Genomic DNA, 3,786 nt, shown 5'->3' with positions numbered 1-3,786 from the left:
TTATTCAGGTGTGTTCTCTCTTCATCCGCATTCTCTGGAATCCTGTCACGTTCTATATGCTTACTCATCCCCGAATCCCCTCCGCTACCTTTAGCCTTTTGCATATGTAATACTACATATCCCATATAAATACCCCCTTAACACGAATACCTACCCAATCATAAAACAATAAAATCAATAGACTATCAGCCCGATTTATTTTATCACTACTATAATTATCCCTCTTACCATTATCAACACACCGCAGGATTCCAAAGGGGGCACGCCTTTGGCTTATTGGGGCATTTTTAGAGAAGTGAAACGCATCGTCAAGAAAATGCCCTAATAAGCTAGGTCTTTTACAAAGTACCGCAGTCGCACCGCAGCACGGATTTATACGAAGCCTTATCCACTCAAAGAATATGCTCCCCGCAAAGGATAAAGAGTTATCATTGCTTGGAGATAACACAACTAAAAAACTGCAATAATTCATCGGTCGGGGAACGCCCAGCGGCAAGGGGGGAGACCACTCCTCCCGACGAGCGAAAGAAAAACACTCAAGAACTGGAATTACATTGAATGGATTTGCCATAACTACTATATTTTTTGTTATCGCAACAAAAGAATACAGTAAATAACATTATTCTAAAACCGTGGATAGATAAGTCCATTTATGACGATGTAAGTCGCTACATGATATAATAAAGGGAGGAAGTCCAAAAGTAAGATTAAATCTTTGAGAATTAAGTATTAGAAAACGGTCTCAGATACAGACCCGAAGAAAAGGCATAGAAAAAGGTCAAGCAGAAATATCTACTTGACCTTTTTATTTATAGAACTTATTTTTCTTGTACTTTTATTACTTTACCTAATATTTGTTTTTTATTTATTGGTCCATAATATCTGCTGTCATAAGCGTTACTTCTGAAATCGCCCATTACAAAATATTGATTACTGGGAATGTGAAAGCTTATTTTGCTTGTTGTGTCTTGTGGTATTTCTGAAAAACGAAGAATCTCTATTTTTACTCCATTAGGTTGTAGTTCTTCAAATCTATCAAAAGATAAATCATAGGCTGTATAAGAAGCTGATTCTATCTCGTTTATCTGATTCTTTTTTCCATTAATAATTGGTATTTCGTTTTCTATTTGGATAGTATCATGGGGAAGGGCTACAATTCGAAAAACATAAATTTCTTTATCATATTGCCCTGATTCCCGATGCTCGTATACAACAATGTCTCCATAAGTAAGTGTCTCAAATTTCGATTCTGTAAGTACATAATCACCCGCTTTGAGGTAAGGTCTCATTGATTCAGTTGAAATTTTATACAAATTCGAAGTTTGAGATAGGCATGAACACAAGAGGATATAGAATAATATTGTTAATAGGTATTTTCGTTTCATATAAATTATTTTTGCTCAAAATATTGTTGATTCATTATAATACGGTAGTTGCTATTATTATTGCAATATTTGCTTAATTCCGAAGGAAGTACACTTTCTAAGTGTGATCTTTCTTGATAGCCGATGTCGGCCCCCCTACCTGTTTCAGTTGGATTTAAAAATATATCTGCGAAAGTAATTGGTTTAAATGAGCCCCCTTTCATTTTTTTTGCAAGAAAAGATAAGATACTACCCCCTACTTTTTTTCGTGCAGCCTGTTGAGCAAAAATACCAGATTTTTGAATAGTATTTGAGAATGCTTTCTGTTGAGAAATATTTCCTCTAAAACTATGAGTAATCCTCATATGTGTTGCATGGTTAGAGGAGTAGTGTTTTGCAAGAGCATTTAGTCTTCCTGAACTGTTATACAAATAATTGCTACCTTGTCCTAAGAGGTGTCCACCTGTCCATTTAGCCCCATTTTTCAAAGTCTTTCCTGATAATTCGTCAAATAAGGATGGTGTATTGTTCATTTTATATTGAATATGGTCTAGTAAAAATGGATTGCTTTTTGCCAATTCTTTATGTGAAATGAAATCATATGAACTAACTACAACAGAAGGCTCTCCATTTTCTGGATCACACAAAACAAAACAATCTTCACATGAAATGATGTGTTTTAATATAAATTCTAAAGCAATCTTTTTTCGATAGTCGCTCCATACAATCCCATATAATGGTTTTGCTATTTGAGGGTTTTGTAGCACTAATTCTTCGTATATATATTCTGCATATCTTTGCCTAATTTCGTTATTGTGAATAAATAAGTACATTCTTATCTGTATTTCAGCAATTTGCTCTGGAGTAAACTCCCTTTGATATTGTGACCAATACAAATCATAATTAAAAGTATCTTGTTGAGATAAGATTTTGGTATTTCTCATAAAAAGAAGTTTGTTAAGGCTTATTTTGGTGTAATATGCCGTTTATTTCTATTTGGTTAGCTGAAACTAAAATTTTGGTCTGTATTCCTATTTTAGCACCAACTATTTTTTCATATAATATGCAACGAGCTTCTTTAAAAATAATTCTCATTGGATCGTTAGCTGAAAATGAAGAAAGAGAGAAAGATATGTACCCATCAAGAAAAATATCTCGTTGGAACATCCACCGATTAATTAGCTCGTCACTAGCTTGTTGTAACACTAGAGAAAGTAATCCTCCTTTCACTTCGCGTTGAGGTTGCCCTTTATGGTCAATCTCTTGTTCAAAATCTGTTTCAAAAGAATATAATTCATATTTTATAGCAGTCTCTCCTAAATACAAATAGGCTTCAATAGATTGATCAGGAAAGAATATATCTTTGGCTTTGTTTGCTACTTGATTTAATGTGTCTTTTTCCATTTTACTTCCAGTTTTTAGTAATCCAACAATCATTCTGTCCAATATTGATATTCTCTGCACTGATCGTCATTAATACAGTAAAATATGCCTTGAAGTTCTGTTCATAGATAAGTCTTAAACTTATACATGATGCATTTTCAAATGAAATAATTTCTGAGGTAATTTTTTGTCCACTTTCTTGTTCAAGGATTTTGATTTGACCTGATTTGTAGTTTCTAGATTCCATACCCCATTGAAGAATATTGTTTTTAGGAATTTCTTCTAAAGAAAGATGGATAAGACCTCCATTAACAGGACTCATAACTTCACCTCCATCATTAATTTCTCTGTTAAAAGAATAAGAGCAAGCGGATACCTCCATTATTGCTCCATCAATTTCTAACTGTGCTTCAAATCCATGTGCCATAGTTTTGTTTTAATTGGGTTAATTGGGTTAAATATTTTAGATATCTCTTGTCAAAGGTATAAATATTTTAACAATTTCACCAAAAAATGCACAAATGATTTTGTAAATCTATTTGCAAAATGCAGTGTAATATCAAAGTTATCTAGTAAAAAAGAGGCTTTAGTATTGCTATTTAATAGCCGATTATTTATCTTTGCTATTAGTTAAAATGATGCATATCCGTTAACGAACGGCAGTTGTTTTTAGCTTATGTAAAATTCGTGTGAATAAAGAAATTCCCCATCTATAAGAATCTAATCTACATTGTCTTATCCCAAGCTATTCAAATCTGCCTGGGACTACAGATGAGAAAAAAGGAATCGAAGATAAGATTCCATAAATTCTAAAAACACTACAATACCAGTCGATTAAGTCTTCTGTGGTGGAAAGACTAAAAAGGCAACTTTCATAAATTACAGGTTTTTGTTGTACAATTGTTAGATTAAAAGAAAGGCAATTGACAATGAAAGCAACACTAAAAATCCTATTACGTACTAACTACCAAACAAAAGAAGGAAAACAACAACTATGCCTTCGCTATACCTCCTATAGACGTACCACGTTTATAGGTTT

The 3,786-nt window shown here is 33.2% G+C and carries 6 protein-coding genes; all 6 read right to left on the bottom strand.

What is annotated here, in order from left to right:
• Positions 1-125: plasmid recombination protein (locus D0T66_RS16335; protein ID WP_255489696.1), on the bottom strand; the 125-nt coding region annotated here is incomplete at its 3' end.
• A complete protein-coding gene (locus D0T66_RS03225) occupies positions 113-571 on the bottom strand; it encodes a hypothetical protein (RefSeq protein WP_163355495.1) in 459 nt (152 codons plus the stop codon). The genes D0T66_RS16335 and D0T66_RS03225, both read right to left, overlap by 13 nt.
• Positions 572-818: 247 nt before the next feature.
• Complete coding sequence (gene lepB / locus D0T66_RS03220; RefSeq protein ID WP_163355494.1) at positions 819-1,385, bottom strand: signal peptidase I; 567 nt, start codon at positions 1,383-1,385, stop codon at positions 819-821.
• Between the two features lie 5 nt (positions 1,386-1,390).
• Positions 1,391-2,308: a hypothetical protein gene (locus D0T66_RS03215; protein WP_163355492.1), complete on the bottom strand. Its 918-nt coding sequence runs from the start codon at positions 2,306-2,308 to the stop codon at positions 1,391-1,393.
• Between the two features lie 13 nt (positions 2,309-2,321).
• The gene (tssD, locus tag D0T66_RS03210; RefSeq protein ID WP_163355490.1) at positions 2,322-2,768 is read right to left on the bottom strand and encodes a type VI secretion system tube protein TssD; all 447 of its coding nucleotides are present in this window, start codon (positions 2,766-2,768) and stop codon (positions 2,322-2,324) included.
• A 1-nt stretch (position 2,769) separates the two neighbouring features.
• Positions 2,770-3,174, bottom strand: a complete 405-nt coding sequence (gene tssD / locus D0T66_RS03205; RefSeq protein WP_163355489.1) for a type VI secretion system tube protein TssD — start codon at positions 3,172-3,174, stop codon at positions 2,770-2,772.
• Positions 3,175-3,786 lie beyond the last annotated feature (612 nt).

This window comes from Dysgonomonas sp. 25, from assembly GCF_010501075.1.
Taxonomy (GTDB): Bacteria; Bacteroidota; Bacteroidia; order Bacteroidales; family Dysgonomonadaceae; genus Dysgonomonas.
This window is presented reverse-complemented; position numbering and strand designations above follow the sequence as displayed.